This window comes from Paraburkholderia terrae (genome assembly GCF_002902925.1).
Lineage (GTDB): Bacteria > Pseudomonadota > Gammaproteobacteria > Burkholderiales > Burkholderiaceae > Paraburkholderia > Paraburkholderia terrae.
The window spans coordinates 2,998,912-3,024,396 of the sequence record NZ_CP026111.1 but is presented as its reverse complement, the minus strand read 5'-3'; the positions used below and the strand labels follow the sequence as shown (position 1 = coordinate 3,024,396).

Genomic DNA, 25,485 nt, shown 5'->3' with positions numbered 1-25,485 from the left:
TTTGAACGAGCGCGTAACCGGCTGCTGCAACGAGCCTCGCCGCTTCAGCCCCTGACGGGCTGCAGCGGCGAGGTTTTTTTTGATTTTTGCGCGGGTTTATTCCACGCGCCACCGACGTCAACAAACAGTAAAATTCAGCGTCCGCGAAAGTGCTCGCTCAGAAGGCACTTTCAGCATCCGGAAGCGGGCGAGGTGCCGTAGCACTTTGCAATTCAAACCAACAAAGCAAAGGAGGAGCTTCATGGAAGCTGTCCACGGCAGCATGCTGCTGATCTACGCCGTGATTGCCATTGCGGTGCTGATCCTGATGATCACGCGCTTCAAGGTCTATCCGTTCCTCGTCCTCATTATCGTGTCGTTGTTGCTGGGTCTGGCCGTTGGCATGCCGGCGGGCACGATCGTGAAGTCGTTCGAAACGGGTAACGGCAATACGCTGGGTCACATCGCGATCGTCGTCGGCCTCGGCACGATGCTCGGCAAGATGATGGCCGAATCGGGCGGTGCCGAGCGTATCGCCACCACGCTAATCAACTGGTTCGGTGAAAAGAACATTCACTGGGCGATGATGTTCGTCGCGATCATCGTCGGCTTGCCGGTGTTTTTCGAAGTCGGCTTCGTGCTGCTGATTCCCATCGCGTTCAACGTCGCGAAGCGCACGGGCAAATCACTGCTGCTGATCGGCCTGCCGATGGTCGCGGGTCTGTCCGTCGTACACGGCCTGATACCGCCGCACCCGGCTGCGCTGCTTGCGGTGCAGGCGTATCACGCGGACATCGGCCGCACGATCGCGTACGGGCTGCTCGTCGGCGTGCCGACGGCGATTGTCGCTGGTCCGCTGTTCGCGCTGCTGATCCACCGTCATATCAAACTCGCCGAAAACAATCCGCTCGCCGCGCAGTTCGTCGATACCGAACATCAGGCGGGCTCGCGCGAGCTGCCGGGCTTTGGTATCACGCTCTTCACGATCCTGCTGCCTGTGATCCTGATGCTGATCGGCAGTTGGGCGGATCTCGTGTTCGCGCCGAAGACGACGCCGAACGATCTGCTGAAGTTCATCGGCACGTCTGACGTTGCGCTGCTGATTGCGGTGCTCGTCAGCTTCTGGACGTTTGGCGCGAGCCGCGGCTTCAACCGCGAGCAGATCCAGAAGTTCTGCGGCGAATGTCTTGCGCCGATCGCGGGCATTACGCTGATCGTCGGCGCGGGCGGTGGTTTTGGCCGCGTGCTGATGGATAGCGGCATCTCGAAGCAGATCGTCGAAACGGCGACGTCAGCGCATTTGTCGCCGTTGCTGCTCGGCTGGTTCGTCGCCGCGCTGATCCGTCTCGCGACGGGGTCCGCGACGGTTGCAATGACGACGGCCTGCGGCATCGTCGCGCCGATCGCGCAGGCGAGCGGCGTGCAGGTTAAGCCGGAACTGTTGGTGCTTGCAACGGGCTCGGGCTCGTTGATTTTCTCGCACGTCAACGACGGCGGTTTCTGGCTGATCAAGGAGTACTTCGGAATGACGGTGGGGCAGACGTTCCAGACGTGGTCGCTCTGCGAAACCATCATTTCGCTGATGGGCTTGGGTTTGACCTTCGCATTGGCGGCGGTCCTGTAAGGAGTTTCAGATGATTTTGATCGCGATGGGCGTGTCGGGCGCCGGCAAGACCCGTATTGGCGAAATGCTGGCGGAGCGGCTCAAGTGCAGTTTCACCGATGGCGATGCGTTTCACAGCGCTGCCAACAAGGAGAAGATGCACAACGGCATTCCGCTGACGGATGATGATCGCTGGCCGTGGCTCAGGACGATTCGCGCAGCGATCGAGGAGAAGCAGGCGGCGAATGAAGATGCCGTTTTCACTTGTTCATCGCTGAAGCGTTCTTATCGCGATATCCTGCGCGCGGGCGATAAGGATGTTTGCTTTGTCTATCTCAAGGGTTCGCGGGAAGTGCTGCAGGAGCGTCTGCAGACACGTACTGGGCATTTCTTTGATCCTTCGTTGCTGCAGAGCCAACTCGATACGCTGGAAGAGCCTGGGGAAGATGAGGCGATTACTGTGAGTATCGAGTTGACGCCCGAGCAGATTGTTGAGGAAACGCTCAGTCAGTTTCGCGCGAGGTAGGGTTTTGTAGCCGTTGATTGATGGCCCGCTAGCGGTGTTTCTTTTCGCTGCGCGGGCCGTTTTTTTGTGGTTTTGATGTTGGGCCGGTAGCAGCGGTTTGGATTCGTGGCGTGGCCGGTTTGGGTGTTCTAGCGTTTTCGCTGGCATCCGCGTGTTGCCTTCGTGCTTCAAGCGTCGCCCCGCACAGGGGCGACGCTTGAAGCACGCTAACGAATCGCGGACGCCAGCGCAAGCGCAAAGCAAACCACATCGAAAGCCTGCGAACAGCAAAACCCAACGCCGCCGCAGGCAATAAACCGTTACTTGACCCGCTTGGCCAACTCAGCAGCCTTGCCAACATAAGACCCAGGCGTCATCGCAAGCAGACGCTCCTTTGCATCAGCAGGAATGGCAAGACCATTAATAAAAGTCTGCAACGCATCCCGCGTGATGCCCTTTCCACGCGTCAGTTCCTTCAGTTGCTCATAAGGATTCTCGATACCATACCGACGCATAACAGTCTGAACAGGCTCAGCCAGCACTTCCCAAGTCGCATCGAGGTCATCGTTCAGCCGCTGCGGATTCACCTCAAGCTTATCCAACCCACGATTAAGCGCGTCATACGCCAGCAACGAATACCCAAACGCAACACCAATATTCCGCAGCACCGTCGAATCGGTCAGATCCCGCTGCCAACGCGAAACCGGCAGCTTGTCTGCCAGATGCCGCAGCGTGGCATTCGCCAGCCCGAGGTTCCCTTCGGAGTTCTCAAAGTCGATCGGATTGACCTTGTGCGGCATCGTCGACGAGCCGATTTCGCCTGCCTTCGTCCTCTGCTTGAAATAGCCGATCGAGATATAACCCCACACATCGCGGTCGAGGTCGAGCAGGATCGTATTCGCGCGCGCCACGGCATCGAACAGTTCAGCCATGTAATCGTGCGGCTCGATCTGGATCGTGTACGGATTGAACGTCAGCTTCAGACGCTGCTCGACGACTTCCTTCGAAAACGCTTCCCAGTCGAACTCCGGATACGCAGACAGATGCGCATTGAAGTTGCCGACGGCGCCGTTCATCTTGCCCAGCAGTTCGACCTTCGCGATGCGGTCGATCGCACGCGACAAACGCGCAGCAACGTTCGCCATTTCCTTGCCGAGCGTGGTCGGGCTGGCGGGCTGGCCGTGCGTGCGCGAGAGCATCGGCTGATCGGCCTGCGCATGCGCGAGCGCGATGAGGCGTTGATGCACGGCGCGCAGCGCGGGCAGGATCACGTGTTCGCGCGCGCCGGCGAGCATCAGGCCGTGCGACGTGTTGTTGATGTCTTCCGACGTACACGCGAAGTGGATGAACTCGCTCGCGCGTTCCAGTTCCGGTTGGCCCTTTACCGATTCCTTCAGCCAGTACTCGACAGCCTTCACGTCGTGATTCGTCACGCGCTCGATGTCCTTGATGCGCGCGGCGTCATGCGCGGTGAAGCGCTCGACGAGTTGCAGCAGGAATTGCTCCGACGCTTCCGAGAAGCGCGGCACTTCCGCGAAACCGGCGTGCGACAACGCGATCAGCCAGTGAATTTCCACCTTCACGCGATGGCGCATGAACGCGGCTTCCGAAAGCCAGTCGCGCAGGGCTTCGGTTTTCGATGCGTAACGGCCGTCGAGCGGGGACAGGGCGGTCAGCGCGAAGAGAGTGTCGGGGCGGGTGTCGGACATGATGGGAGGGGCAGAAACCGTGAAGAGTCGGTGACAGATACAAGCGGGGAGAACCGCGAATTTTACCACTTTAGGACATCAGCCCCGGCGCACGGCCCGGCGCCGCTAGAATGCAGGCTTTCCGTTACTGGTGGAGCGCTGGTCCGTATGGAACTGAAATGGCTCGAAGACTTCGTGTCGCTGGCGGAAACGCGCAGTTTCAGCCGCTCGGCGGAATTGCGGCACGTCACGCAGCCCGCTTTTTCGCGGCGCATCCAGGCGCTCGAAGCGTGGCTCGGCACGGAATTGATCGACCGTTCGGTTTACCCGACGCGCCTCACGGCAGCGGGCCAGGTCTTCTACGAGCAGGCGCTCGCGATGCTGTCGCAGTTCCACGAGGCGCGCACGCTGTTGCGCGGCCATACGGCAACGCCCGCCGCGACGATCGAGTTCGCGGTGCCGCATACGCTGTCGCTCACGTACTTCCCGCGCTGGCTGCAGCGCATCGAGGCGCAGCTCGGCCCAATCCATACGCGGCTGCGCGCGCTGAACGTACACGACGCGGTGCTGTCGCTGGTCGAAGGCGGCTGCGATCTGGTGATGGGCTATCACCACCCGAGCCACCCGGTCGCGCTCGATCCTGCGCGCTACGACATGCTGACGCTCGGCATCGAAGCGATCAGCCCGTTCTCCGCGCCGGGCAAGGGCGGCCGCCCGCGCTACACGTTGCCCGGCACGTCGGACGCACCGACGCCGTATCTCTCGTACACGCCGAATGCCTATCTGGGGCGCATGACAGAAGTGATCTTCGCGACGGCGCCCGGGCGTCTCTACCTCGATCGCGTGTATGAAACGGACATGGCCGAAGGGCTGAAGGCGATGGCGCTCGCCGGACACGGCGTCGCATTCCTGCCGCACAGCGCCGTCGAAGATGCCGTCGCGGAAGGCCGTTTGATCCGGCTCGACCGCGCGTCGCGCGGCGTCGCGCAAGGTCAGCTCACGCTGACGATGGAGATCCGCCTCTACTGCGACAAGCTCGCCGCGCAGACCGACGACGCGCGCCAGCAACTCGTGCGCGCGTTGTGGGACGTCGTAAGCACGGAACTCACGCAAGCCTCGAAGTAACTAGCAAGGAAAGACAAGAGAGCATTGCGGGACGCGCAAATAACGGCTTTGCGACACGCATTTGCGCTTTCCCCAGCGTTATGCAAGAAAAACATAAGGGGATGACCAAACGGCATTGGACCCTTTCAGCGCTTTTTTTCGACAATGGCGTCACCCGATAAAAACGCTGGAGCGTTCATGTCTACCGCGGCAAATCTGCAGTCCATCCCGTCCTACCTTCATGCGGACGATCTCGGTCCCTGGGGCAACTATCTCCGTCAAGTCGATCGCGTTGCGCCGTATCTGGGCCCGTTGTCGCGCTGGCTCGAAACGCTCAAGCGCCCGAAGCGCATTCTCATCGTCGACGTGCCCATCGAACTCGATAACGGCACCGTTGCGCACTTCGAAGGCTATCGCGTGCAGCACAACGTGTCGCGCGGTCCGGGCAAGGGTGGCGTGCGTTATCACCAGGACGTGACGCTGTCGGAAGTGATGGCACTGTCCGCGTGGATGTCGGTGAAAAATGCAGCCGTGAACGTGCCGTACGGCGGTGCGAAGGGCGGTATCCGCGTCGATCCGCGCACGCTGTCGCGTGGTGAGCTGGAGCGCGTGACGCGCCGCTACACCAGCGAAATCGGCATCATCATCGGACCGAACACCGACATCCCCGCGCCGGACGTGAACACGAACGAGCAGATCATGGCGTGGATGATGGACACGTACTCGATGAACCAGGGCCAAACGGCCACGGGCGTCGTGACGGGCAAGCCGATCACGCTGGGCGGCTCGCTTGGCCGTCGTGAAGCAACGGGCCGCGGCGTGTTCGTCGTCGGCTGCGAAGCAGCTCGCCGTATCGGCATGGATATCGAAGGTGCGCGCATCGCCGTGCAGGGCTTCGGCAACGTCGGCGGCATCGCGGCGCGTCTGTATCAGGAAGCGGGTGCGAAGGTCGTCGCCGTGCAGGATCACACGGGCACGCTGTACAAGGCGTCGGGTATCGACGCCGTTGCGCTGCTCGAGCACGTCGCGAAGCATGGCGGCGTCGGCGGTTACGCCGAAGCCGACACGATCGCGAACGAAGACTTCTGGACGGTCGAATCGGACATCCTGATTCCGGCTGCGCTGGAAAACCAGATCACCGAGAAGAACGCGGGCAAAATTCGTACGAAGATCGTTGTGGAAGGCGCGAACGGCCCGACCACGACGGCCGCCGACGACATCCTGCACGACAAGGGCATCCTCGTGATCCCCGACGTCGTCGCGAATGCGGGCGGCGTGACGGTGTCGTACTTCGAATGGGTGCAGGATTTCTCGAGCTTCTTCTGGACGGAAGACGAGATCAACGAGCGTCTCGAACGCGTGATGCGCGAAGCGTTCGCGGCCGTGTGGCAGGTGGCGAGCGAGCAGAAGGTGTCGGTGCGTACGGCGGCGTTCATCGTTGCTTGCAAACGCATCCTTCAAGCGCGCGAAATGCGCGGCCTGTATCCCTGATACGGCGCGGCTATCTGGCAACAGATGGCCGTCACATGACGGACATGGTGCCCGGCCTGGAGGCGGGCGCCGCGCAACAACGCTTCACGAGCGCGAATCGACGGACTCGCGCAAAATACCGGGCGGACGGCATCTTCGGGTGCCGTCCGCTTTTGTGCAGTTGAAGTTGCGCCCGAACCGGCAAAAACGACGCATCCGATGACGTTTGCATCGCTCTGGTGAAGGCGCTGTAAGCCAATACTGGCGCCGCCCCGCGCAAAGTGGTGGCTTTATGCAACACCACACGCGGAACATGGTTAACAACCATACTTTCAGAATAATTACTGAGATACACTGGCGCCGGTTCTTGCCAAGGAGATCACAAATGAAGGTTAAAAAAGCTGCGCTGCTTCTCGCGACTCTGGGATTGTTTGCGGTAGGCGCGCATGCGCAGGACGCCGGCACGCTGAAGAAGATCAAGGACACGGGCGTTATTTCGCTGGGCCACCGCGAATCGTCGATTCCGTTTTCGTACTACGACGACAAGCAGAACGTGGTCGGCTACTCGCAGGAATTCGCGCTGAAGGTCGTGGATGCCGTCAAGCAGAAGCTGAACATGCCTGACCTGAAGGTCAAGCTGACGCCGATCACGTCGCAAAACCGCATTCCGCTGGTGCAGAACGGCACCGTCGACCTCGAATGCGGCTCGACCACCAACAATGCTGAACGTCAGCAACAGGTCGCGTTCTCGAACACGATTTTCGTGATCGGCACGCGTCTGATGACGAAGAAAGACTCCGGTGTCAAAGATTGGGCGGACCTGAAGGGCAAGACCGTCGTGACGACGGCCGGCACCACGTCCGAGCGCCTGCTTCGCAAGATGAACCAGGACAAGAACATGGGCATGAACATCATCAGCGCGAAGGACCACGGCGAGTCGTTCCTGACGCTGTCGACGGGCCGCGCTGCCGCGTTCATGATGGACGACGCACTGCTCGCCGGCGAGCGCGCGAAGTCGAACACGCCGAACGATTTCATCATCGTTGGCGCGCCGCAATCGCATGAAGCGTACGGTTGCATGCTGCGCAAGAACGATCCGGAGTTCAAGAAGGTCGTCGACGACGCGATCGCGAAGGTCGAAACGTCGGGCGAAGCCGACAAGATCTACAAGAAGTGGTTCGAATCGCCGATTCCGCCGAAGGGCCTGAACCTGGCCTTCCCGGAAAGCGACGACATCAAGGCGCTGTACAAGGCGCCGAACGACAAGGCAATCGACTAACCCTCGAACAACCGTTAGCTGAACAGTCAACGTGTTGAACAGAACGGAAGGGGCAAGCGCTTCTTCCGTTTCTTTTTGTTGGAGTCTTCGTCATGTCATACCACTGGAACTGGGGCATTCTGCTGAGTCCGGTTTCCACCGGCGAGCCGACCACCTATCTCGGCTGGCTGCTGTCCGGTCTCTGGGTGACGGTCACCGTTTCGCTGTGCGCCTGGGTGATCGCGCTGATCGTCGGGTCGTTCTTCGGCGTGCTGCGCACGGTCCAGAACCCGCGCGTCGCGGCAATCGGCACTGTGTACGTCGCCATCTTCCGTAATATCCCGCTGATCGTTCAGTTCTTCGTCTGGTATCTGGTGATACCTGAACTGCTGCCTGTATCCATCGGCACATGGTTCAAGCAACTACCGCCCAGCGCGCAGTTCTTCTCGTCGTCGATCATCTGTCTCGGGCTGTTCACCGCCGCGCGCGTGTGCGAGCAGGTGCGCTCGGGCATCAACGCGCTGCCGCGCGGCCAGCGCTTCGCGGGTTTCGCGCTCGGCCTGACGCAATGGCAGACGTATCGTTACGTGCTCTTGCCTGTGGCGTATCGAATCATCGTGCCGCCGCTCACGTCCGAGTTCCTGAACATCTTCAAGAACTCCGCCGTCGCATCGACCATCGGTCTGCTCGATCTGTCCGCGCAGGCGCGCCAGCTCGTCGACTACACGGCGCAGACGTATGAGTCGTTCATTGCCGTCACGGTTGCGTATCTGCTCATCAACATGATCGTGATGACGCTGATGCGCATCGTCGAAGCCAAGAGCCGGCTGCCTGGCTATATCGGAGGCAAGTGATGCATCATTTCGACTGGAGCGGTATTCCGGGCGCACTGCCGACGCTATGGACGGGCGCCGTCGTCACGTTCAAGATCACGATTCTCGCGATCGTGATCGGCATCGTTTGGGGCACGGTGCTCGCGATCATGCGGCTGTCGTCGTTCAAGCCGTTCGAGTGGTTCGCGAAGATCTACGTGACGCTGTTCCGCTCGATCCCGCTCGTGATGGTTCTGCTGTGGTTCTTCCTGATCGTGCCGCAGCTGCTGCAAAACGTGCTGGGTCTTTCCGCCGACATCGACATCCGTCTCGCGTCGGCGATGGTCGCCTTCTCGCTGTTCGAAGCCGCGTACTACTCGGAAATCATCCGCGCGGGCATTCAGGCTGTGCCGCGCGGGCAGGTGAACGCGTCGTTCGCGCTCGGCATGAACTACGCGCAGGCAATGCGCCTCGTGGTGCTGCCGCAGGCGTTTCGCGCGATGGTGCCGCTGTTGCTCACGCAAGCCATCGTGCTGTTTCAGGATACGTCGCTCGTCTACGTGATCAGCCTCGCCGACTTCTTCCGCACGGCCACGAATATTGGCGACCGTGACGGCACGAACGTCGAAATGGTACTGTTCGCCGGTGCGTGTTACTTCGTGATCTGCGTGGTCGCGTCGAGCCTCGTCAAAAGTCTTCAGAAAAAGGTCGCAAGATGATCTCTATCAAGAATGTGTCGAAGTGGTACGGCCAGTTCCAGGTGCTGACCGACTGCACGACGGAAGTGAAAAAGGGCGAAGTGGTCGTCGTGTGCGGCCCGTCGGGTTCGGGTAAATCGACGCTGATCAAGACGGTCAACGGGCTCGAGCCGTTCCAGAAGGGCGAGATCGTGATCAACGGCCAGTCGCTCACCGACAAGAAGACCAATCTGTCGAAGCTGCGTTCGAAGGTCGGTATGGTGTTTCAGCATTTCGAGCTGTTCCCGCATCTGTCGATCACCGAGAACCTGACGCTCGCGCAGGTCAAGGTGCTCGGCCGCTCGAAGGACGAAGCGACCGCGAAGGGCCTGAAGCTGCTCGATCGCGTCGGCCTGCGCGCGCATGCGGACAAGTATCCGGGGCAGTTGTCGGGTGGTCAGCAGCAGCGTGTGGCGATCGCGCGGGCGCTGTCGATGGACCCGATTGCGATGCTGTTCGACGAACCCACTTCCGCGCTCGATCCTGAAATGATCAATGAAGTGCTCGACGTGATGGTCGAGCTGGCGCAGGAAGGCATGACCATGATGTGCGTGACGCACGAAATGGGTTTTGCGAAGAAGGTCGCGCATCGCGTGATCTTCATGGACAAGGGTCTTATCGTCGAAGACGACCGCAAGGAAGACTTTTTTGCGAATCCGAAATCGGATCGCGCGAAAGATTTTCTCGCAAAGATTCTGCATTGATATTAGCCTGCAGAGACGAAAAAGCCGCTCTTCTCAAGAGCGGCTTTTTTTATCTTTTAATCGGACATCGGGTGCGAGTTTCACAGATTTATAACCGACGCTTTATGTTAGGACTATTACTTATTACAAGATATCTGAATCAGAATCGTCTCATGTGACTTGTGCTGGCTTGAGCATAAGCTTCCCGGCGAAATGTAATGAAGGCGAGCGGGGTGCGTCGCTGTCATTCGTTTTCGATCGACAAGAGACAATCCATGAAAGTGTTTTTGATGAGCGACCTGGTCGTTCATGAGTTGGTGTCAATGCAGGTGGAAGGCAAATGGCTGACGGCTGCGCAGTTTGCAGAGTCGGCGCAGTTATGGATTGCTCGTCACGCGAAAAGAAATCAGTTATCCAAACAAATGCTCGAAGTCTTTCAGCGCGAGGCGGAACAAATCGCGGGGCGTCTGATGAAAGAGGCGAAGCCTGATGAAACAGATTCGCCTCTGAAACGCCTTCTGCTGGATATTTCCGCCGTCAACTATGCAGATCCGCTCAGCGCAAGCGCGCTTGCCGCGAGTCTCGAAGTGTGTCGCACTAAGCTGTGCGATGGTTGTTCCGCTCGCATTGGACCGAGCGACCCGAAGGAATTGCGCGAAACGGAGCAGTGGTGTTGTCATCCAGCGCTTCGACAGTTCCTGTGCGGAGGCATCCCGGTGCATGACGCCCGGGACGAAGACCGGCATTGCGAAGCCGGCCCTCCGGCGAATGCGCGCAAGCATTAGTACCGGCCCCGCGCGACAGGACCAGCGCAAAGGCAGCTATCGGGCGATCAGGATTCGTACGCGGCGGCGTCGTCGGATTCGAGATCGAGAACGGACGTGGCGGGCAGCATGCTCGCAGAAGCGCTCGGATCGCAGGCTGGATTGCGCGCCTTCTCCAGCACGGCCGGCGGCACGGGCACGTTGGCGCGCGCGATCACTTCGCCGTGCTGAAACATCAGCAGATCGCCCGGCTCGAATGCGGTCCAGACTTCGTTGTCGGTCAACGGCTGCGTGGCGATCACGGCGACGCGGTCTTCGGGGGTCGTGTACTTGGCGAAATCGATCGAAACGTCCGCGTCGACGAGATGCGCGGTCGAAAACGGCCAACTACGCACGAGATAATGCAGATGCGTCGAGCAGTGCGCGAACAGCGCCTGGCCGTTCGACATCAGAAAATTGAACACGCCGAACTGGGTGATTTCGCGCGTCAACGTTTCGAGCGCGCCGAACAGTTCGTCGAGCGGCGGCTGCGAACCAGGAAACGCCTTGCGCAACCCTTGCAGCAGCGCGCAGAACGCGAGCTCGCTATCCGTGCTGCCGACGGGCTGATACACGCCCGAGAGCACCGGGCTGTAATTCTGCAGATCGCCGTTGTGCGCGAAGATCCAATGACGTCCCCACAACTCCCGCATGAACGGGTGGCAGTTCTCGAGCACGATGTGCCCTTGCGTCGCCTTGCGGATATGCGCGATCGTGTTTTTCGACTTGATCGGGTAGCGCTTGACCATGTCGGCGATCGGCGAGGTGGCCGACGACTGGTGGTCGATGAACAGGCGACAGGCCTTGTCTTCGAAGAAGGCGATGCCCCAGCCGTCGGAGTGGTGGTCGGTGACGCCGCCGCGCGCCGCGAAGCCGGTGAACGAGAACGTGACGTCCGTGGGCGCGGCGCAATTCATTCCGAGTAGTTGGCACATGATGCGGAAGACAAGCCTTTCTAACGGGGTATGAGCCCACATGGGCCGACCCGTTACAATGATGATTTTCCAAGCATATCACCGAGCCAGAAGCGGCAAAAAGCAAAATTGACGGGTGTTTTGGCTGCATTTGTGGAAAGACCTCGTCAGTTATGCCGTCAGTTGCGCAATTTGCCGCGCCTGTGACGCTCGTGAATCCCCGCCATGACCGCATCTACTGCTTCCGTCGATACCCTCACGCTCGCCCGTCCCGATGACTGGCACCTGCACGTCCGCGACGGCGCGATGCTCGCCGCCGTCCTGCCGCACACCGCGCGCCAGTTTGGGCGCGCGATCATCATGCCGAACCTGAAGCCGCCCGTCACGACGACGGAGCTGGCGCGCGCCTATCGCGAGCGCATCATTGCGGCGATCCCGGCTGGCGTGAAGTTCGAGCCGCTGATGACGCTGTATCTGACCGACAACACCCCGCCCGAAGAAATCCGCCGCGCCCGCGAAAGCGGTTTCGTGCATGGCGTGAAGCTGTATCCGGCGGGCGCAACGACGAATTCGGACGCGGGCGTCAGCGACATCCGCAAATGCGCGAAAACGCTCGAGATGATGCAGGAAACGGGCATGCCGCTGCTGATCCACGGCGAAGTGACAGATTCGTCGATCGATCTGTTCGACCGCGAGAAAGTGTTCATCGACCGCGTGATGACGCCGCTGCGCCGCGATTTCCCGGCGCTGAAGGTCGTGTTCGAGCACATCACCACCAAGGATGCCGCCGACTACGTCCGCGACGCGGGCGCGCCGCCCGAACTGCTGGGCGCAACGATCACGGCGCATCATCTGCTTTACAACCGCAACGCGATTTTCCAGGGCGGCATTCGTCCGCATTACTACTGCTTGCCCGTGCTGAAGCGCGAGACCCATCGTGTGGCGCTCGTCGAGGCGGCCACGTCGGGCAATCCGCGCTTTTTCCTCGGTACGGACAGCGCGCCGCATCCGAAGGGCCTGAAGGAGCACGCGTGCGGCTGCGCGGGCTGCTACACGGCGCTGCATGCCCTTGAGCTGTACGCGGAAGCGTTCGACAAGGCGGGCGCGCTCGACAAGCTCGAAGGCTTCGCGAGCTTCCACGGCGCGGACTTCTACCGCCTGCCGCGCAGCGAAGAGAAAGTGACGCTGCGCCGCGAAGAATGGACGCTGCCGGCGGAAGTCGCGGCAGGGGACATGCCCGTGGTGCCGTTGCGCGGCGGCGAGACGATCGGCTGGAAGCTCGTTTGAGCGCTTGCTGAGCGAATGTCGCGCGATGTCGACTCACCGGGCGGCGCACTGAAGCGCGCTGCGCCGGGCTTTGCGGATATCGACTGGTCGATGCCGTGGTTTGCGCAGGTCGCGACGCGCGGCGTGCGCTGGCAACAGGCCGCGCTGCGCAGCGCGGCGGATCAGCTGCACGAGATGAACGCAGATGCCGCGTCTGCTGCCGTCACGACGGGACGCGGAAAGCAGCTCAGCTTTATCCCACAGGACGAATTGCCGACCGGCACCGCGTACGAAGCACATATCGCGGCATCGGGCTGTGTGCCCACGCGCCACAATCTGCATGATTTCTTCAACGCACTGATGTGGTTTCAGTTTCCGCGCGTCAAGGCGGCGCTGAGCGCGCGCGGGTCGGCGGCCGTCGATGTACTGGGCATCGGCCCGACGCGCGGCGGCACGCGCGATGCGTTGACTCTGTTCGACGAAAACGCCGTGCTGTTCGCGTGTGCGGACGAGTCGCTCGCTGCCGCATTGCACTCGTTCGACTGGAAAACGCTATTCGTGGACCAGCGAGCGGCGTGGGGCGAGCGCTGCGAGGTGCGCTGTTTCGGGCACGCGTTGCTGGAGAAGCTCGTTACGCCCTACAAGGCGTGTACGGCACACGCGTGGATCGTCGATGTGCCATCCGCGTACTTCTCCTGGCCCCGCGCTTCACGCGATGCGTTTCTGGACGAAACCGTCGCCCGCGCGCTGCTCGATACATCGGGTTTCAGCGCCCGGATGTTCGCGCCGCTGCCCGTGCTCGGCATTCCCGGCTGGTGGCGGGAGAACGAAGCGCCGTCTTTCTACGACGATGTTTCCGTGTTTCGCAATGGGCGGCGGTCTCGCGGAACGCCAGATGTTAAAATCCCCGCCAGCAAAGCAGGCCAGGCAGTCGCGGCCTCGGCGGTTTCGGCCGGCGAGGGCGAGGAAAGTCCGGACTCCACAGGGCAGGGTGATGGCTAACGGCCATCCGTGGCAACACGCGGAACAGGGCAACAGAAAGCAAACCGCCGATGGCCCGGCGCAAGTCGGGATCAGGTAAGGGTGAAACGGTGCGGTAAGAGCGCACCGCGGCTGCTGCGAGGCAGACCGGCACGGTAACCTCCACCCGGAGCAATTCCAAGTAGGCTGGCTAGCATCTTCGAGATGCAGGGCGGGGCCCCCGTCACGTCAGCGGGTAGGAAGCTTGAGCGCGTCAGCAATGGCGCGTCTAGAGGAATGGCTGCCACGCGTGGCGCGCTTTCGGGCGCGTTGCGCGCACAAAATCCGGCTTATCGGCCTGCTTTGCCGCTCAAATGACAAATGCCGGCGTCCGTTGGGACGCCGGCATTTTCTTTTTCAGCGCGCGAGCTGCTCCAGGCGGCTTTAGTCCGCGACGATGTCGAACGAATGCGTGAGCTCGGCCGTTTTCGCGATCATGATCGACGCCGAGCAATATTTGTCGTGCGACAGATTGATCGCGCGTTCCACCGTCGACGGATTGAGGTTCTTGCCCGTCACCGTGAAATGGAAGTGGACCTTCGTGAATACCTTCGGGTCCTCGCTTGCACGTTCGGCTTTCAGCGTCACCGAGCAGCCGCTGATTTCCTGACGGCTCTTCTTCAGGATCATCACGACGTCGTACGCCGTGCATCCGCCAGTGCCCAGCAGCACCATTTCCATCGGACGGGGCGCCAGATTGCGGCCGCCGCCTTCAGGCGCGCCGTCCATCGCGACGAGGTGGCCGCTGCCCGTTTCGGCGGCGAACGCCATGCCGTCCTGACCCATCCAGCTGACTTTGCATTCCATTCTTGTACTCCGCTCACAAGCTTGAATTCGAGATGCGCATTGTAGCCCGGAGGATGATGGCTTGCCCGGAGCGACATTGGCGGCGGGCTATGCGGATTGCACCTTGCCTGCTGCGCTGCGGCATGGTCGGCGCATAAGGGGTAGCACGGACGATTTTAGGTGTGTTGCTCTAGGACAACTGCAGCGGTCTTTCTGTCCGCGCAGGCTAAGTCATTGTTTTCAGGAAATTTATTTGAGATTACGATTGTCGTGGCAAAATTCCGCATAATGAAATTCAATTTCGCATTGCAAATGTTCTTGCGTCGCACAAGCACCAACCCTATAATCAGTTCATTGGTTGTCGCAGTTCGACAATCTCCGCATGTCTCCTCCACCCTCCTCCTAAGGTGGATTAAGCCCGAACCGCTAGTTCGGGCTTTTTTTCGTCCTCAGCTTTCCGTTGTCCGGGTGCTTTGACTCCTTGGCGCAAATTCCTTTATAATTCAGGGCTTTTCCGCAGTCGCGCCCGCGGATGAAGAACCAGGGAGAGCCTGCACGCGCCTCGAAGCGCACATACAAGCAGGAAAAAAACACAGGGCGCAGCACTATTTTTTGGATCGATCATGAAGACGTTTTCCGCAAAAGCCCATGAGGTTACGCGCGAATGGTACGTGATTGACGCGACGGATAAGGTTCTCGGGCGTGTCGCCAGCGAAGTGGCACACCGTCTTCGCGGCAAGCACAAGCCTGAATTCACTCCGCACGTCGACACCGGTGATTTCATCATCGTTATCAACGCCGGCAAGCTGAAGGTCACGGGTAACAAGACCACGGACAAGAAGTACTATCGCCACTCGGGCTACCCGGGCGGTATCTATGAGACGACGTTCGGCAAGATGCAAGAACGCTTCCCGGGCCGCGCGCTCGAGAAAGCGGTCAAGGGCATGCTGCCGAAGGGCCCGCTCGGCTACGCGATGATCAAGAAGCTGAAGGTCTACGCCGAAGCAACGCATCCGCATTCGGCGCAACAGCCGAAGGCGCTCGAGATCTAAGGGGAGCCCACATGATCGGTAACTGGAATTACGGTACGGGCCGCCGCAAGAGCGCTGTTGCTCGTGTCTTCATCAAGGCAGGCAAGGGCGAGATCGTCGTCAACGGCAAGCCTATCGCCGACTACTTCTCGCGCGAAACGTCGCTGATGATCGTGCGTCAGCCGCTGGAACTCACGAACCACGCTGCTACGTTCGACATCAAGGTCAACGTGACGGGCGGCGGTGAAACGGGTCAAGCTGGTGCAGTTCGCCACGGCATCACCCGCGCTCTGATGGACTACGACGCAACGCTGAAGCCGGCTCTGTCGAACGCAGGCTTCGTGACGCGTGACGCACGTGAAGTCGAGCGTAAGAAGGTCGGTTTCCACAAGGCGCGTCGCCGCAAGCAGTTCTCGAAGCGTTAATCGTTTCGAGCTGGCTCTGTTTCAGACAGGGCCTGCTGCAGAAAGCCGCCAACGCATCTGCGAAGGCGGCTTTTTTATTTGTCGTGCTGCACGTTCGGTCCGTATGCGGACATCGCTGACAGGTGTACGAGGACATGGTTGACACCTGTCGCCCGCATGAATCAGCCGGTCTGCATAAGAACCTATTGATTTCATGGGCTTCAGCACGATATTGGGAACAGCAATACAATAGCGTGTAGAAGCTATTTTGGAGAGTTCGCATGAACGCAGTGACCGACACCCCCGTGGCCGAGATGCCGGCACCGTTCGTCTTTACTGACGCGGCGGCTGACAAGGTTAAAGAACTGATCGAAGAAGAAGGCAACCCGGAGCTGAAACTGCGCGTTTTCGTGCAGGGTGGCGGCTGCTCGGGCTTCCAGTACGGCTTCACGTTTGACGAAGCCATCAACGAAGACGACACCGTGATGAACAAGAGCGGCGTCCAGTTGCTGATCGATTCGATGAGCTACCAGTATCTGGTTGGCGCAGAGATCGATTACAAGGACGACATCAACGGCGCGCAGTTCGTCATCAAGAACCCGAACGCCACGACCACCTGTGGTTGCGGCTCGTCGTTCTCGGTGTAATCGCTGCTTTTTCGCGTAAGTTGCAGCAAAAACGGGGCTTTGGCCCCGTTTTTTATTTCTACGCTAGTTTCGCATGCCGCGTCAGCGCGGATAAATCGCGCCAAGCACTCGCTCGTCCGCCGCGCCCGTCACGGACGGCAAATTCCCCGGTTCGCGTGCAACGCAACGCATGGCCAGCCACGCAAAGGCCAGCGGCTCCACCTGATGCGGCGGCACGCCGAGCGCCTCCGTCGTCATGACGGGGACGCCGCTGCAGCCGCTTTCGGCGAGCGCGCCCTGCAGTGCCTTCATGATTTCCGGATTGCGTGCGCCGCCGCCACACACATACACCGCCTTGCAATCGGGCGCGTGGCGCTCGACCTCGCGCGCGACCGTCACGGCCGTCAGCGCGACCAGCGTCGCCTGAACGTCGGCGGGGCTGACATTGGCGAATCCTTGCAACCGGGTGTCGAGCCATTCGGGGTTGAACAGGTCGCGGCCCGTGCTCTTCGGCGGCTGCGCCTCGAAAAATGGCTCGTCGAGAAAAGCGTTCAGCAACGGACGATGCACCTGACCCGACGCCGCGAACTGGCCGTTCTCGTCGAATGGCTTGTTCAGATGCCGGTGCGCCCATTCGTCGAGCAGCGCGTTAGCGGGGCCGCAATCGAAGCCGCGCACCGCGCCGTTTGCCGACAGGATCGTGATATTGCTGATTCCGCCCAGATTGCAGACCACGCGCGTCTCGTTCTTCGCGCCGAAAACCGTCGCGTGGAAGGCCGGCACGAGCGGCGCGCCCTGACCGCCCGCCGCGACGTCGCGACTGCGGAAATCGGCGATCACGTCGATATGCATCATTTCGGCCAGCAGCGCCGGATTGTTGATCTGCTTCGTGTAGCCCTTTTCCGGCCGATGCCGCACCGTCTGCCCATGCACGCCGATCGCGCGGACGTCCGCAGCCGACAGGTTGCCCGAGCGCAGCAACTCATGGCAGCACACCGTGTAGCGCGCGGCTAGCGCGTTGGCGGCGAGCGCCTCGCGCTCGATCTCGTTGTCTCCTGGTTGCTGGAGGGCGAACAGCGCGTCGCGCAAACCTTCGGAGAAGCCCACGAACGCCTGCGACCGCACGACGGGCGCCTTGCCCTTCGCGAATTCGACCGCGATGCCGTCCACGCCGTCCATGCTCGTGCCTGACATCAACCCGAAATACACGCCATCTGCCGCGTCTTTGGCCACGCTTTGCTCCTCTGATCGTCGTTCGTCGCGCCTCGTGAATGCTTCCGGCGCCTCGTTGACGACGATTGTCGCTCATCGGTGCGCCGCGAAACAATCGATGAAACGAGCGGCGCGAGCGCGCACGACGGTCCACATTCGCCGCCCGCGCCATATCCTGTCGCGAGTTGGACCGCGTTTCGCGTGAGATCAGGGCGCAATGCGCCGCAACTATGGGACAATCTCTCTTTTTGCGATCTCCCGTTCCAGCATGAGCACCGAGTCCACCGCCAAGCCCAATTCCGCGTTCCCGATCACCGACGAAGTCCGTCACGCGCTCGAAGTCACGAAGCGCGGCGTCGACGAACTGCTGATCGAAGAGGAGTTCGCGCAAAAGCTCGCGAAAAGCGCGGCCACGGGTACGCCGCTGCGCATCAAGCTCGGTCTCGATCCGACGGCGCCCGACATCCACATCGGCCACACCGTTGTGCTGAACAAGATGCGCCAGTTGCAGGATCTCGGCCACACGGTGATCTTCCTGATCGGCGATTTCACCTCGCTGATCGGCGATCCGTCCGGCCGCAACGCAACGCGCCCGCCGCTCACGCGCGAGCAGATCGAATCGAACGCGAAGACGTACTTCGAGCAGGCCGCGCTGGTGCTCGACCGCGAGAAGACGGAAATCCGCTACAACAGCGAATGGTCGATGCCGCTCGGCGCCGACGGTATGATCAAGCTCGCGTCGCGCTACACAGTCGCGCGTATTCTGGAGCGAGAAGACTTCACGAAGCGTTTCCAGGGCGGCGTACCCATCTCGATCCACGAATTCCTGTATCCGCTGATGCAGGGCTACGACTCGGTCGCGCTGAACGCCGACCTCGAACTCGGCGGCACGGATCAGAAGTTCAATCTGCTGGTCGGCCGCGAACTGCAGAAGCAGTACGGCCAGGAACAGCAGTGCATTCTGACGATGCCGCTGCTCGAAGGACTGGATGGCGTCGAGAAGATGTCGAAGTCGAAGGGCAACTACGTCGGTATCGGCGAAAAGCCAAACGACATGTTCGGCAAGCTGATGAGCATCTCCGACGTGCTGATGTGGCGCTACTTCGAACTGCTGTCGTTCCGTCCGATGGCCGAGATCGAAGGGTTCAAGCGTGAAATCGAAGGCGGTCGCAATCCGCGCGACTTCAAGGTGTTGCTCGCGCAGGAAATCGTCGCGCGGTTCCACTCGCAAGGCGACGCCGAGCGCGCGCTGGAAGACTTCAACCACCGCGCGAAGGGCGGCGTGCCGGACGATATCCCGTCGGTGACACTCGCGGGCGCGCCGATCGCGATCGGGCAACTGCTGAAGCAGGCAGGTCTCGTGCCGTCGACGAGCGAAGCGCTGCGTAACATCGAGCAGGGCGGCGTGAAGATCGACGGCGCGACTGTGTCGGACAAGGGCCTGAAGATCGAAGCCGGCGAGTTCGTCGTGCAGGTCGGCAAGCGCCGTTTTGCGCGTGTCACGCTGACGGCATGATGTTCTGCGAGCCTCTGCAAGCGACGCAACGGCAGCGCGCCGCATGATCGCGCTGATTCAACGCGTGCGGCGCGCCGAGGTGCGCGTGGCTGACCGCGTGACGGGCGCAATCGACGCGGGCCTGCTCGCGCTGGTCTGCGCCGAGCGCGGCGATACCGATACCGCCGCCGACAAACTGCTCGCCAAAATGCTCGGCTACCGCGTGTTCAGCGACGCCGCGGGCAAGATGAACCTGCCCGTGCAGAATATCGACGGCGCGGGGCGCGCGGGCGGCCTGCTGCTCGTGTCGCAGTTCACGTTGGCCGCCGATACCAACAGCGGCCTGCGCCCGAGCTTCACGCCCGCCGCACCGCCCGACGAAGGCAAGCGCCTGTTCGACTACTTCGTGGCCGCGGCGCGCGCGAAGCATCCCATCGTCGAGACGGGCGAATTCGGCGCGGACATGCAGGTGTCGCTCGTCAACGACGGCCCGGTGACGTTCTGGTTGCAGACGCGCGCATAACCTTTGTTTTCCGGCTCCGATTCCATGGCAACACAAGTCCTCTTCATCCGACACGGCGAGACCGACTGGAACCGCATCAAGCGGATTCAAGGGCACATCGATATTCCGCTCGCGACGAGCGGCGTCGACCAGGCGCAACGTCTCGCCGAACGTTTCGCGCGCGAGGCGCGGGAAGGCGCGCGGCTCGACGCGATCTATTCGAGCGATCTCATGCGCGCGCAACAAACGGCGCAGCCATTTGCAGACGTGCTAGGGCTGCCGCTGAACCTCAGCAAGGGCTTGCGCGAGCGCAATTACGGCGCGTTTCAGGGACACGACAGCGACGAGATCGCGCTGCGCTTCCCCGACGAATACTCGCAGTGGCAGACGCGCGATCCGGGCTTTTCGCCGCCCGAGGGTGAATCGCAGCGCGTGTTTTATCATCGCGTTCTGCATGCGCTTGAGCCGGTCGTCGCCGCGCATCCGAACGGACGGATTTCGGTCGTCGCGCATGGCGGTGTGCTGGACTGCGTGTATCGCTTCGCGAATGGTTTGCCGCTGGATGCGCCGCGCAACTACGCGTTGCTGAACACGAGCGTGAATGTGGTCGAATTCGAAGACGGCCGCGCGAAGGTTGTGTCATGGGCCGATGTCGCGCATCTCGACGGCCACGCCGAAGACGACAGCTTCAAGAAAAAAACGCCCGAAGCCGGGCGTTGAGTCTGATGACGCGGCAGCGCCGCGTTTCCCATCCAGGAGCCGCTTAGGTCGGCTCCGAATCCCACAGATTGCGTACCGGGCTTGCCGTATCAGGTGCGGCAAGGCCGAAGTGCCGATACGTCAACAGCGTGGCGACGCGTCCGCGCGGCGTGCGCTGCAAGAAGCCTTGCTGGATCAGATACGGTTCGAGCACGTCTTCGATCGTGTCGCGCTCTTCGCCGATCGCGGCCGCCAGATTATCCACGCCGACTGGCCCGCCATCGAACTTGTGCAGGATCGCTTCGAGCAGCTTGCGGTCCATCAGATCGAAGCCAACGGGATCGACGTCGAGCATTTTCAGCGCGGCATCCGCGACCTTCGCGGTGATATTGCCGTCCGCCTTCACCTCGGCGAAGTCGCGCACGCGGCGCAGGAGCCGGTTCGCGATACGCGGCGTGCCGCGCGAGCGCTTGGCGATTTCCAGCGCGCCATCGGGATGAATCTGCGCGCCCAGCAGCGAGGCCGAGCGGCTCACGATGCGCGCCAGTTCCTCGGCGTTATAAAACTCCAGCCGCGCGACGATACCGAAGCGGTCGCGCAACGGATTGGTCAGCATGCCCGCGCGCGTGGTCGCGCCGACCAGCGTGAACGGCTGCAGATCGAGCTTCACGCTGCGCGCAGCGGGCCCTTCGCCGATCATGATGTCGATCTGGTAATCCTCGAGCGCCGGGTACAGGATTTCCTCGACGACGGGCGACAGCCGGTGAATCTCGTCGATGAAGAGCACGTCGTTGGCTTCGAGATTGGTCAGCAGCGCGGCGAGGTCGCCCGCGCGTTCCAGCACGGGGCCCGACGTCTGCCGCATATTGACGCCCATCTCGCGCGCGATGATATGCGCGAGCGTGGTTTTGCCGAGGCCCGGCGGCCCGAACAGCAGCACGTGATCCAGCGATTCCTTGCGGCGCTTGGCGGCTTCGATGAAGATTTCCAGCTGGCCGCGCACCTTTTCCTGGCCGACATATTCATCGAGTTGGCGCGGGCGCAACGCGCGCTCGAACGCTTCCTCGTTCGACGACACGGGCGTGGCGGCGATGATGCGTTCGGCGGCGAGTTTGTCGTGTTCGATCATGCAGGCATTGTACCGCGCACCGCTCGCTCGAATACCTGGCCGAATGGCCAGGGTGCGCGTGCTTTGGCGGCGTGCGAAGCTTCATACACGCCGCTCGTTGAAAGCACGATCAGGCCTTCGACAGCGCCTTCAACGCGAGCTTGATGCCTTCGGAAACGCCCGTACCCGCAGGCACGTTCTTGATGGCAGCCAAGGCTTCTTTTTCGGAGTAACCCAATGCCAGCAACGCATTCAGGATGTCGGACGCGTGATCGGATTGCGACGCGGCGCCCGCCATCGCACCAAGGTCGGCGCCGAGTTTGCCCTTCAGTTCGAGCAGGAGTCGCTCCGCCGTCTTCTTGCCGATGCCCGGCACGCGCGTGAGGCGCGCGGCGTCCTGCATCGTCACCGTCTGCGACAGTTCCTGCACGCTCATGCCGGACAGCACGGCGAGCGCCATGCGCGCACCGATGCCCGTGATCTTTAACAACTCGCGAAACGTCGAACGTTCTTGCGGCGTGAGAAAGCCGTACAGCAGATGCGCGTCTTCGCGCACGATCATCTGCGTGAGGAGCACGACTTTTTCACCTGTGCCGGGCAGGTTGTAGAACGTGCTCATCGGCACATCGACTTCGTAGCCGACGCCGTTGCAGTCGATCAGAAGATGAGGCGGATTCTTTTCCAGCAGGACGCCGGCGATGCGACCGATCATGGCGAGTTCTATCGAGAGAGAAAGCGCGAGTGTAGCGCAGGGTAGAGGGCTTTCGTACGCCGCTTCTTACGAAGTGGAAGGGCGGCCGATTGACCAGGCCGCAGCGGCTCAATACACTGAGATCCCTTTTGGACGTTCCGTAGTTAACCAAAAGGGGTCTTCGATGCTGAGTCTCACCACGCTCGCGCTGTTCTCAGGCGCGTGTCTCGCGCTTACCGCCACGCCCGGTCCCGATATGTTGCTGATTGCTTCCCGCAGCGTGAGCCAGGGAAGGGCAGCGGGTTTTGCGTCGCTCGCCGGGATTCTGATGGGCACGTATTGCCATGCGCTTGCCGCCGCGTTCGGCCTGTCACAGCTCTTTCTTGCCGCGCCGATGGCCTACGACATCGTGCGCTTCGCGGGCGCGGCTTATCTGCTTTATCTTGCATGGAAGACGTTCCGCTCGGACGGCACGATGCTCGCGCCGGACGCATCGATGCGGCGCTATCCCGTTGGCAGAATTTTCAGGCAAGGGTTGTTCACGAATCTGCTCAATCCGAAGGTTGCGCTGTTCGTGCTCGCATTGTTCCCGCAGTTCGTGAAGCCTGAGGCGGGATCGGTTGCGTTGCAGATCATGTTGCTTGCGACCGTGCTCAATGTGATCGGCTTCTTTGTGAATGGCAGCGTGATTCTGCTTGCTAGCAGACTGAGCCGGAAACTGACTAGCGGCAAGCGCCCGTCGCGCTGGCCGCAGTATTTGCTCGGCTCGGTGTTTGCCGGTCTGGCATGTCGGCTGGCATTGGCGGGGCAACGCTGACAGTAAAGTTAAAGGCGTCTAGCCGATCAGCCGCCCACGCCGTACCCGCAAGCCTTTCTTCGCAAGCGCGGGCGCAATACCGCCCAGCGTGCTCAACGTGCCGCCGCCATGCGCGTGGCAGATTGCCATGCCGAGCGCATCAGCGGCGTCAGTGGAAGGAATGCCCGACAGGCACAACAGCCGTACGACCATCTGCTGCATCTGCTCTTTGGTCGCGCGTCCGTAGCCGACCACGGCTTGCTTCAACTGCAACGCCGTGTACTCGGCAACGGGCACGCCACCCGCCACCAGCCCGCAGATCGCGGCGCCGCGCGCCTGGCCGAGCAGCAGTGTCGATTGCGGATTGACGTTGACGAACACCTTTTCGATCGCCGACTGGTCCGGCGCATGTTGGCGGATCAGCGTGGAAATACCCTCGAATATGGTGCCCAGGCGTGACGGCAGATCGGCATCGGCGGTCTTGATGACGCCGCTCGTCACGTAAGTGAGCTGATGGCCGGACTGATCAATCACGCCGAAACCGGTGACGCGCAAGCCTGGGTCGATGCCGAGAATTCTCATAGGTGCCGTGCTTATTCAGTGCCTGCGATACTACAACGGCACAACGTCAAACGCGAAATGCAAAACGGCCCGGCAGTTGCAACTGCCGGGCCGTTTGAGAAGAAGCAGGTCAGTCGATCAGTGGCGGAAGTGGCGGATGCCCGTCACGACCATCGCGATGTTGTGCTCGTCGGCGGCGGCGATCACTTCGTCGTCGCGCATCGAGCCGCCCGGCTGGATCACGCAGGTTGCGCCCGCGTTCACGACCACGTCGAGACCGTCGCGGAACGGGAAGAACGCATCCGATGCCACCGCCGTGCCCGACAGCGTCAGGCCCGCGTTCTGCGCCTTGATGCTCGCGATGCGCGCCGAATCCACGCGGCTCATCTGGCCCGCGCCGACGCCCATCGTCATGCCGTTCGCGCAGAACACGATCGCGTTCGACTTGACGAACTTCGCGACGCGCCATGCAAACAGCAGATCGTCCATTTCCTTCGGCGTCGGGTGACGCTTCGTGACGACGCGCAGTTCGTGCGGCTGCACGTTCTTCGCATCGAGCGATTGCACGAGCAGACCGCCGCCCACGCGCTTCAGATCAAATGTGTTATGCCCTTCGCCCAACGCGATTTCGAGCAGACGCACGTTCTGCTTGGCCGCGAACACTTGCTTGGCGGCGTCGCTGAACGACGGCGCGATCAGCACTTCGACGAATTGCTTCGCGACAGCCTGCGCCGCCGTTTCGTCGACTTCGCGGTTGAACGCGATGATGCCGCCGAACGCCGAGGTCGGGTCCGTCTGGAACGCCTTCGAATACGCTTCGTGCGGGTTCGCGCCGACAGCCACGCCACACGGGTTCGCGTGCTTGATGATCACGCAGGCGGGCGCGTCGAACGTCTTCACGCATTCCCACGCGGCGTCCGAGTCGGCGATGTTGTTGTACGACAGTTCCTTGCCCTGCAACTGGCGATAGTTCGCGAGCGCGCCGGCCGGCACCGCGATGTCGCGGTAGAACGCTGCGCTCTGGTGCGGGTTCTCGCCGTAGCGCAGGTCCTGCACCTTGTCGAACGCGAGGTTGAACGTGGCCGGATACGTGTTGCGCTCGCGGTGCTGCAGTTCTTCCGTGAGGCTCGTCAGGTAGTTCGTGATCGCGCCGTCGTACTGCGCGGTGTGCGCGAACACCTTGGTCGCGAGGCGGAAGTTGGTCTTGTAGCCGACCGAGTTGCCGTTCGCGCGCATTTCTTCGAGCACGGTCGCGTAGTCAGCGGGATCGACCACGACGGTCACGTCGCGATGATTCTTCGCTGCCGAACGCAGCATGGTCGGGCCGCCGATATCGATATTCTCGATCGCGTCTTCGAGCGAGCACTCTTCCTTCGAGATCGTCTGCACGAACGGATACAGGTTCACGACGAGCAGATCGATTGTGGGGATGTCGTGCTTTTCGAGCGCGGCCATGTGCTCGGGCAGATCGCGGCGGGCGAGGATGCCGCCATGCACCTTCGGGTGCAACGTCTTCACGCGCCCATCCAGCATTTCCGGAAAGCCCGTGTAGTCGGCCACTTCGGTGACGGGAAGGCCGGCGTCCGCGAGCAGTTTCGCGGTGCCGCCCGTCGACAGGATCTTAACGCCGAGGTCCGACAACGATTTCGCGAAATCGACGATGCCGGACTTGTCGGAAACGGAGATGAGCGCTTGCTTGATCATGATGAGAACAAAAGCCGATGAAAGGCGT

Annotated in this window: 25 protein-coding genes, 1 other RNA gene and 1 pseudogene; 19 read left to right on the top strand and 8 right to left on the bottom strand. The window is 61.4% G+C overall.

Features of this window, described 5'->3' with window-relative positions:
* Window positions 1-241: 241 nt before the first annotated feature.
* Window positions 242-1,603 (top strand): GntP family permease, encoded by a 1,362-nt coding sequence (locus C2L65_RS13320; protein ID WP_007588531.1) that lies wholly within the window; start codon window positions 242-244, stop codon window positions 1,601-1,603.
* A 10-nt stretch (window positions 1,604-1,613) separates the two neighbouring features.
* Complete coding sequence (locus C2L65_RS13315; protein ID WP_042308014.1) at window positions 1,614-2,108, top strand: gluconokinase; 495 nt, start codon at window positions 1,614-1,616, stop codon at window positions 2,106-2,108.
* Between the two features lie 299 nt (window positions 2,109-2,407).
* Here the strand turns inward: C2L65_RS13315 and purB are convergent, their stop codons facing one another.
* A complete protein-coding gene (gene purB, locus C2L65_RS13310; protein WP_042308015.1) occupies window positions 2,408-3,796 on the bottom strand; it encodes an adenylosuccinate lyase in 1,389 nt (462 codons plus the stop codon).
* A gap of 147 nt (window positions 3,797-3,943) precedes the next feature.
* Between purB and C2L65_RS13305 the strand changes: the two genes are divergently transcribed.
* The 7 genes from C2L65_RS13305 to C2L65_RS13275 all read left to right on the top strand — a co-directional run bounded on the left by C2L65_RS13305 (window position 3,944) and on the right by C2L65_RS13275 (window position 10,624).
* Window positions 3,944-4,900, top strand: coding sequence for a LysR family transcriptional regulator (locus C2L65_RS13305; RefSeq protein ID WP_042308016.1), 957 nt, complete (start codon window positions 3,944-3,946; stop codon window positions 4,898-4,900).
* Window positions 4,901-5,077: 177 nt separating this feature from the next.
* Complete coding sequence (locus C2L65_RS13300; protein WP_042308046.1) at window positions 5,078-6,370, top strand: Glu/Leu/Phe/Val family dehydrogenase; 1,293 nt, start codon at window positions 5,078-5,080, stop codon at window positions 6,368-6,370.
* 364 nt (window positions 6,371-6,734) lie between these two features.
* A complete protein-coding gene (locus tag C2L65_RS13295; RefSeq protein ID WP_042308017.1) occupies window positions 6,735-7,628 on the top strand; it encodes a glutamate/aspartate ABC transporter substrate-binding protein in 894 nt (297 codons plus the stop codon).
* A 92-nt stretch (window positions 7,629-7,720) separates the two neighbouring features.
* Complete coding sequence (locus C2L65_RS13290; RefSeq protein ID WP_042308018.1) at window positions 7,721-8,461, top strand: amino acid ABC transporter permease; 741 nt, start codon at window positions 7,721-7,723, stop codon at window positions 8,459-8,461.
* On the top strand, window positions 8,461-9,138 hold the full coding sequence (gene gltK / locus C2L65_RS13285) for a glutamate/aspartate ABC transporter permease GltK (RefSeq protein WP_042308019.1): 678 nt from the start codon (window positions 8,461-8,463) through the stop codon (window positions 9,136-9,138). Before C2L65_RS13290 ends, gltK begins: the two co-directional genes overlap by 1 nt.
* Complete coding sequence (locus tag C2L65_RS13280) at window positions 9,135-9,860, top strand: amino acid ABC transporter ATP-binding protein (protein WP_042308020.1); 726 nt, start codon at window positions 9,135-9,137, stop codon at window positions 9,858-9,860. Before gltK ends, C2L65_RS13280 begins: the two co-directional genes overlap by 4 nt.
* Before the next feature lie 254 nt (window positions 9,861-10,114).
* Complete coding sequence (locus C2L65_RS13275) at window positions 10,115-10,624, top strand: hypothetical protein (protein WP_156132298.1); 510 nt, start codon at window positions 10,115-10,117, stop codon at window positions 10,622-10,624.
* Window positions 10,625-10,671: 47 nt separating this feature from the next.
* Here the strand turns inward: C2L65_RS13275 and C2L65_RS13270 are convergent, their stop codons facing one another.
* Window positions 10,672-11,577, bottom strand: a complete 906-nt coding sequence (locus tag C2L65_RS13270) for a class II glutamine amidotransferase (protein ID WP_081920935.1) — start codon at window positions 11,575-11,577, stop codon at window positions 10,672-10,674.
* Window positions 11,578-11,781: 204 nt separating this feature from the next.
* Between C2L65_RS13270 and pyrC the strand changes: the two genes are divergently transcribed.
* The 3 genes and pseudogenes from pyrC (at window position 11,782) to rnpB (ending at window position 14,151) form a co-directional block, all read left to right on the top strand.
* Window positions 11,782-12,843 carry a dihydroorotase gene (gene pyrC, locus C2L65_RS13265; RefSeq protein WP_042308023.1) on the top strand — a complete coding sequence of 354 codons (1,062 nt, stop codon included), beginning with the start codon at window positions 11,782-11,784 and terminating at the stop codon, window positions 12,841-12,843.
* A gap of 15 nt (window positions 12,844-12,858) precedes the next feature.
* A pseudogene (locus C2L65_RS13260) lies at window positions 12,859-13,638 on the top strand (DUF3025 domain-containing protein); the annotation flags it as partial.
* Between the two features lie 99 nt (window positions 13,639-13,737).
* Window positions 13,738-14,151, top strand: an RNA gene (gene rnpB, locus C2L65_RS13255) — RNase P RNA component class A.
* Window positions 14,152-14,226: 75 nt separating this feature from the next.
* Here the strand turns inward: rnpB and C2L65_RS13250 are convergent.
* A complete protein-coding gene (locus tag C2L65_RS13250; protein ID WP_007587439.1) occupies window positions 14,227-14,649 on the bottom strand; it encodes an OsmC family protein in 423 nt (140 codons plus the stop codon).
* Window positions 14,650-15,251: 602 nt separating this feature from the next.
* On the opposite strand from C2L65_RS13250, the gene rplM reads away from it, so the two are divergent.
* The 3 genes from rplM to erpA all read left to right on the top strand — a co-directional run bounded on the left by rplM (window position 15,252) and on the right by erpA (window position 16,710).
* Window positions 15,252-15,680 carry a 50S ribosomal protein L13 gene (gene rplM, locus C2L65_RS13245; RefSeq protein WP_007587440.1) on the top strand — a complete coding sequence of 143 codons (429 nt, stop codon included), beginning with the start codon at window positions 15,252-15,254 and terminating at the stop codon, window positions 15,678-15,680.
* 11 nt (window positions 15,681-15,691) lie between these two features.
* Window positions 15,692-16,084, top strand: coding sequence for a 30S ribosomal protein S9 (gene rpsI / locus C2L65_RS13240; RefSeq protein ID WP_042308025.1), 393 nt, complete (start codon window positions 15,692-15,694; stop codon window positions 16,082-16,084).
* A gap of 260 nt (window positions 16,085-16,344) precedes the next feature.
* Entirely contained in the window at window positions 16,345-16,710 is a 366-nt protein-coding gene (gene erpA, locus C2L65_RS13235) for an iron-sulfur cluster insertion protein ErpA (protein WP_042308026.1), read from the top strand.
* Window positions 16,711-16,791: 81 nt separating this feature from the next.
* Here erpA and C2L65_RS13230 read toward each other — a convergent pair whose 3' ends face one another.
* Window positions 16,792-17,922, bottom strand: a complete 1,131-nt coding sequence (locus tag C2L65_RS13230) for an anhydro-N-acetylmuramic acid kinase (RefSeq protein ID WP_042308027.1) — start codon at window positions 17,920-17,922, stop codon at window positions 16,792-16,794.
* A gap of 247 nt (window positions 17,923-18,169) precedes the next feature.
* Between C2L65_RS13230 and tyrS the strand changes: the two genes are divergently transcribed.
* The 3 genes from tyrS to C2L65_RS13215 are packed head-to-tail and all read left to right on the top strand — an operon-like array spanning window position 18,170 to window position 20,618.
* Entirely contained in the window at window positions 18,170-19,417 is a 1,248-nt protein-coding gene (tyrS, locus tag C2L65_RS13225) for a tyrosine--tRNA ligase (protein ID WP_042308028.1), read from the top strand.
* 43 nt (window positions 19,418-19,460) lie between these two features.
* Entirely contained in the window at window positions 19,461-19,919 is a 459-nt protein-coding gene (dtd, locus tag C2L65_RS13220; protein ID WP_042308029.1) for a D-aminoacyl-tRNA deacylase, read from the top strand.
* A 24-nt stretch (window positions 19,920-19,943) separates the two neighbouring features.
* Complete coding sequence (locus tag C2L65_RS13215) at window positions 19,944-20,618, top strand: histidine phosphatase family protein (RefSeq protein WP_042308030.1); 675 nt, start codon at window positions 19,944-19,946, stop codon at window positions 20,616-20,618.
* A gap of 43 nt (window positions 20,619-20,661) precedes the next feature.
* On the opposite strand, the gene ruvB is transcribed toward C2L65_RS13215, so the two are convergent.
* Both ruvB and ruvA read right to left on the bottom strand, forming a co-directional pair.
* Window positions 20,662-21,726: a Holliday junction branch migration DNA helicase RuvB gene (ruvB, locus tag C2L65_RS13210; RefSeq protein WP_042308031.1), complete on the bottom strand. Its 1,065-nt coding sequence runs from the start codon at window positions 21,724-21,726 to the stop codon at window positions 20,662-20,664.
* 109 nt (window positions 21,727-21,835) lie between these two features.
* Window positions 21,836-22,417, bottom strand: a complete 582-nt coding sequence (gene ruvA, locus C2L65_RS13205) for a Holliday junction branch migration protein RuvA (RefSeq protein ID WP_028371854.1) — start codon at window positions 22,415-22,417, stop codon at window positions 21,836-21,838.
* Window positions 22,418-22,580: 163 nt separating this feature from the next.
* On the opposite strand from ruvA, the gene C2L65_RS13200 reads away from it, so the two are divergent.
* On the top strand, window positions 22,581-23,213 hold the full coding sequence (locus C2L65_RS13200; RefSeq protein ID WP_042308032.1) for a LysE family translocator: 633 nt from the start codon (window positions 22,581-22,583) through the stop codon (window positions 23,211-23,213).
* Window positions 23,214-23,231: 18 nt separating this feature from the next.
* Here the strand turns inward: C2L65_RS13200 and ruvC are convergent, their stop codons facing one another.
* Together ruvC and purH are read right to left on the bottom strand one after the other, a co-directional pair.
* Window positions 23,232-23,774 (bottom strand): crossover junction endodeoxyribonuclease RuvC, encoded by a 543-nt coding sequence (gene ruvC / locus C2L65_RS13195; RefSeq protein WP_007587471.1) that lies wholly within the window; start codon window positions 23,772-23,774, stop codon window positions 23,232-23,234.
* Between the two features lie 117 nt (window positions 23,775-23,891).
* Window positions 23,892-25,457: a bifunctional phosphoribosylaminoimidazolecarboxamide formyltransferase/IMP cyclohydrolase gene (purH, locus tag C2L65_RS13190; protein ID WP_042308033.1), complete on the bottom strand. Its 1,566-nt coding sequence runs from the start codon at window positions 25,455-25,457 to the stop codon at window positions 23,892-23,894.
* Window positions 25,458-25,485: the final 28 nt, after the last annotated feature.